The sequence below is a fragment of the Halorubrum aquaticum genome (genome assembly GCF_900113615.1).
Taxonomy (GTDB): domain Archaea; phylum Halobacteriota; class Halobacteria; order Halobacteriales; family Haloferacaceae; genus Halorubrum; species Halorubrum aquaticum.
Genome location: NZ_FOPZ01000036.1, coordinates 1 through 5,044, shown reverse-complemented (window position 1 = coordinate 5,044; position 5,044 = coordinate 1). Strand labels below are relative to the sequence as shown.

The window sequence follows — 5,044 nt, the reverse complement described above, 5'->3', positions numbered from 1 at the left end:
CGTCAGAACGCGACGCGTTCTGACTGCTAGCCAGAAATCAGAGATTTCTGGCGATGACGAGAGAGCTTTGCTCTCTCGAACCACGGTCCTCAGTCGTTCGCTCCGCTCACTCCTTGCGGTCCTTACGTCGCCGTGCTTCGGCCTCACGACTGCCCCTTTGAGTCCCACCCTTCCCGCACAGCACCGCTCCGCCCCGCACCTCACGCCTCCCCAGCCTCGTCAGTCGCCTCTGGCGACTGACTCCCTCGCGTTCCGGTCGCGGGCCGGCGGCCCGCTCCCGGGCGCGCCGGGACGCTTCGCGCCGCCGGAAGCCGCCGGCTTCGAGTCGAGGTATTATGGCACCCCGGAGGATCCTTGAGGACGATGACCGAGACAACTCCGTCCGACGGGGACGACGACCGGCCCCGAGTCGTGATCAGCGACACGAAGCTCACCAGCCTCGCGACCGAGCGCGAGGTCTTCGGCGACGAGGTCGTTCTGACGCAGGAACCGCTTCGCTCGCCGGAGGCGGTGATCGAGGCGGACCCGGACGCGATCGTCATCGACGCCGGGACGCCGATGACCGCCGAGGTGTTCGACGGCTGTTCGGCCCTCCGCGCGGTCGTCCGCGCCGGCGTCGGCGTCGACAACGTCGACCTCGCGGCGGCGGCCGCCAACGACGTGGCCGTCTCGAACGTCCCGGACTACGGGACCGACGAGGTGTCCGCACACGCCGTCGCGCTCTGTGCGGCGCTCGTCCGCGGGATACCGACCGCCGACGCGGACACCACGGCGGGCGGCTGGGACTGGCAGGTCAGCGCGCCGCTCTCGAGACCCGAGGAACTCGCCGTCGGCGTCGTCGGCTGTGGGCGGATCGGCCGGCGCACGGTGCGGAAGGCGGACCCGCAGTTCGGCCGCGTCCTCGTCCACGACCCGTACGTGGACGACGAGGAGATCCGGGGACTCGGCGCGGAGCCGGTCGGGTTCGGCGACGTCCTCCGCGAGAGCGACGTGATCTCCGTTCACACGCCCTTGACCCCGGAGACCCGCGGGATGTTCGACGAGGCCGCCTTCGACGCGATGCGCGAGCGCGACGAAGCCGAGCCGGGAACGATCCTCGTGAACACCGCACGTGGCGAGGTCGTCGACGAGGACGCGCTGCTCGCGGCGTTGGAGGACGGGACGGTCCGGAGCGCCGGGCTGGACGTCCTCCCGGCGGAGCCGCCGGCGGACGACCGACTCACCGGGCGCGACGACGTCGTCGTCACCCCGCACATCGCGTGGTACTCGGAGGAGTCGAAACGCGAGGTTCGGCGCAAGGCCGCCGAGGAGGCCCGCCGGTACCTCCGCGGTGCGGAGCCGACCTACCGGGTCGACCCCGAGACGTACGGGGTCGTTCCCGACGCCGGGACGTAGCCCGACCGTTCCCGTGACCCATCCGACCGCAACGTTCAACACGTCCTCGGTTCGGGATCGGAGCGTGAGCCGAGCCCTCCTCCCCGCGGCCGTCGCGGCCGTCGCCGCGGGCACGACTTCCGTAACGCGTCGGATCGCTCCGATCCTGCTCGAGTCGTCCATCGATCTCCCGTCCACGAGCGCCCTCTCCCTGTACATCGCCGGCGGCCGGTTCGTCTCGTTCGCGCTCGTCTACGGGCTGCTCCTCGGCGTCGCCTACGGGATCGGTCGAGCGGGGAACGGCTCCCGAGGCGACGGATCGATCGCGCTCGCCACCGGCGTCATCGCCGCGGTCACGTACCTCGTCGTGACCGCCGGAACGCTCCACTGGCTCGGTCCCCAGCAGGGCGCGATCACGGCGGTCATGGCCGTCGGGTCGAGCGTCGGCGTCGGCGTCCAACTGGCGGTCGTCGCGTTCGCGGGGCTGGCGCTGGGCCGGTCCCGACGCCCGGCGACCGATGCGGACGAGCCGTGACCGAGGTGAGATCCTCCCGATGCACCGCTCGGATCCCCCGCGATCGTCTCCGATCCGGGAACGGCCCGTAGAGCCGGGTTAACCCGAATACAATCCGAGTTAATCGGGCTTAACGGAGTTCCCTCCTTATGGGGAACCGGCCGCACGACCCGAGTGGACATGAGCGAACGAACCATTGGCCTGCTGTTGATCGCGGTCGTCGCGATCGGCGCGGTGACCGGCGTCGCGGCCGCCGAGGGCGGCCTCGGCGTGGCGGTCGAGGAGACCGACGACGAACCGACGGTCACGGTGACCGAGAACGACACCGCGGTCGAGAACGCCACGGTGGTCGTGAGCGTCGCGAACGACGAGGCGAACGCCTCGTACGCGGGGACGGGCGAGTACGCGACCGACGAGAACGGAACCGTCGAGCTGCCCGCCGCCGAGGAGGACGTCACGATCGAGGTGACCGCGGTGGCCGAGAACGAGACCGCCTCGACGACGACCGACCTCGACGCGCCGGACGGATTCGAGGTCGACGTGGATGAAACCGACGACGAGCCGGTCGTCACGGTGACCGACGACGACTCCGCGGTCGCGAACGCCTCAGTGAACGTCACGACCGTGGACGGGGAGAACGCGACCGACGAGAACGACACGACCAACGCCACCTACGTCGGCGAGGGGAACTACTCGACCGACGAGAACGGAACGGTCGAGCTGCCCGCTCCCGAGGAGAACGTCACCGTCGAGGTGACCGCGACGTTCGAGAACGAGACCGCCTCGACGACCGTCGACCTGACCGTCGGCGACGACGAGGCCGACGAGCGGCCGTTCGGGCAGGTGCTCCGCGACTTCATCGAGAGCATCGAGAACCGCGACGGCGGGGTCGGCGGCGCGGTCTCGGACTTCGTGACCGAGAACAACCCCGGTAACGCGCCGGACCACGCGGGAGGTCCCGGCAGTCCGGATGACGGCGACGACGACGGTGACGACGCCGAAAACGAGAGTGACGCCCCCGGAAACGCGCCCGATCACGCCGGACAGGAGGACGACGACGAACGCGGCCCGCCGGCCCACGCCGACGACAGTGACGACGCGGACGATGACGACTCCGACGAGGACGAGACCGAGGAGGACGACGCGGATGGAGATGACGCGGACGATGACGAGACCGAGGAGGACGAGTCGGATGACGACGCGGACGAAGACGAAACGGAGGCGGACGAAGCCGACGAGGAGGATGACGATTCCGAGGAGGACGAGTCGGATGAGGACGACGACGAGGACGATTCGGACGATGACGACGAGGACGACGCCGGAAACGCCGACGGTCCCGGGAACGGCAACGGTCCGCCGTAACTGAGGGCACACGGTCTCGACCGTGACGGACGCCGATCGTCGACGGATTCCGATTCGTCGGCGCTCGGACCATCGCTTTTCCGGTTCGGTTCTTTTGACGCACGCGTCGGTGTCGGCAGGGTTTAGTGCGACGTGAGCGAATCGAGAGCCATGAGCGAGAGCACGTATCCGCCGGTCACGGAGCACCTGTCGGACCCCGAGACGGCTCGCGAGGAGGGACGCCGGAAGATGGACTGGGCGCTCCAGCACATGCCCATCCTGAACGAACTGCGCGAGGAGTTCGTCGACGAGCGGCCCCTCGAGGGCGAGACGATCGCGATGGCGATGCACGTCGAGGCGAAGACGGCGAACCTCGTCGAGCTGCTGGCCGACGGCGGCGCGGAGGTCGCCATCACCGGCTGTAACCCCCTCTCGACGCACGACGACGTCTCCGCGGCGTTGAACGACCACGAGGCGATCACCTCCTACGCGGTCCGCGGCGTCGACGACGAGGGGTACTACGACGCGATGCACGCGTGTCTCGCCCACGAGCCGACGATCACCGTCGACGACGGGATGGACATGGTGAAACTCGTCCACGAGGAGTACCCCGAGCTGATCGACTCGATCCTCGGCGGGGCCGAGGAGACCACCACCGGAGTCCACCGTCTGCGCGCGATGGACGACGACGGCGAGCTCCACTACCCGGTCTTCGCCGTCAACGACACGCCGATGAAGCGGCTCTTCGACAACGTCCACGGCACCGGCGAGTCCTCGCTCGCGACCATCGCGATGACGACCAACCTCTCCTTTGCGGGCAAGAACGTCGTCGTCGGCGGGTTCGGCTACTGCGGGAAGGGCGTCGCGAAGAAGGCATCCGGACAGAACGCCAACGTGATCGTCTGTGAGGTCGACCCGCGAAAGGCGCTCGAGGCCCACATGGAGGGATACGAGGTGCTTCCCATGCGTGAGGCCGCGAAGAAGGGCGACGTGTTCGTCACGACGACGGGCAACCGCGACGTGATCACCCGCGAGCACTTCGAGGTCATGCAGGACGGCGTCCTGCTGGCCAACGCCGGCCACTTCGACGTGGAGATCAACCTCGCGGACCTCGCGGACCTCGCGGTCGACCGCTTCGAGGCCCGCGACGGGGTCGAGGGGTACGAGATGCCCGACGGCCGCGTGCTGAACGTGCTCGCGGAGGGACGGCTCGTCAACCTCGCCGCGCCCATCGCGCTCGGCCACCCGGTCGAGGTCATGGACCAGAGCTTCGGCGTCCAGGCGGTCGTCGTCCGCGAACTCGCCGAGAACGCCGATGACTACGAGGCCGGCGTCCACGACGTCCCGGACGACCTCGACCGCGAGGTCGCCGAGATCAAACTCGCCGCGGAGGGGGTCGCCCACGACTCGCTCTCCGAGACGCAGCGCGAGTACATGGGTAGCTGGGAACACGGGACGTAGACGGCCACACCACGTTCGATGCCGATTCTCGCAACGATGGCGAGCGACTGTGACGGTCAGTACCGTCTAACCGCGGTGGCGCGCCTCCGAGCGGCCGGAGGCCGCGAGGAGCCCGCGAGGGAGTCGGTCGCCGCTGGCGACCGACGAGGCTGGGGAGGCGTGAGGTGCGGGGCTGTGCGGGGCGGGGTGGGCTTCAAAGGGACAACCGCGAGGACGACGGCGGCCGACGCAAGGACCGCAAGGAATGAGCGAAGCGAGTGACTGAGGACCGTGGTTCGAGAGAGCAAAGCTCTCTCGTCATCGCCAGAAATCTCTGATTTCTGGCTAGCAGTCAGAACGCGTCGCGTTCTGACG

Annotated in this window: 4 protein-coding genes; all 4 read left to right on the top strand. The window is 68.9% G+C overall.

The window, feature by feature from the left end; genetic code table 11:
* Positions 1-363 precede the first annotated feature (363 nt).
* The 4 genes from F3H10_RS15775 (at position 364) to F3H10_RS15760 (ending at position 4,690) form a co-directional block, all read left to right on the top strand.
* Positions 364-1,395 (top strand): C-terminal binding protein, encoded by a 1,032-nt coding sequence (locus tag F3H10_RS15775; protein ID WP_149785712.1) that lies wholly within the window; start codon positions 364-366, stop codon positions 1,393-1,395.
* Between the two features lie 64 nt (positions 1,396-1,459).
* Positions 1,460-1,909, top strand: coding sequence for a hypothetical protein (locus F3H10_RS15770; protein WP_149785711.1), 450 nt, complete (start codon positions 1,460-1,462; stop codon positions 1,907-1,909).
* A 159-nt stretch (positions 1,910-2,068) separates the two neighbouring features.
* Positions 2,069-3,250, top strand: a complete 1,182-nt coding sequence (locus tag F3H10_RS15765; RefSeq protein WP_149785710.1) for a hypothetical protein — start codon at positions 2,069-2,071, stop codon at positions 3,248-3,250.
* Positions 3,251-3,400: 150 nt separating this feature from the next.
* A complete protein-coding gene (locus F3H10_RS15760; protein WP_149785709.1) occupies positions 3,401-4,690 on the top strand; it encodes an adenosylhomocysteinase in 1,290 nt (429 codons plus the stop codon).
* The last annotated feature ends 354 nt before the right edge of the window (positions 4,691-5,044 follow it).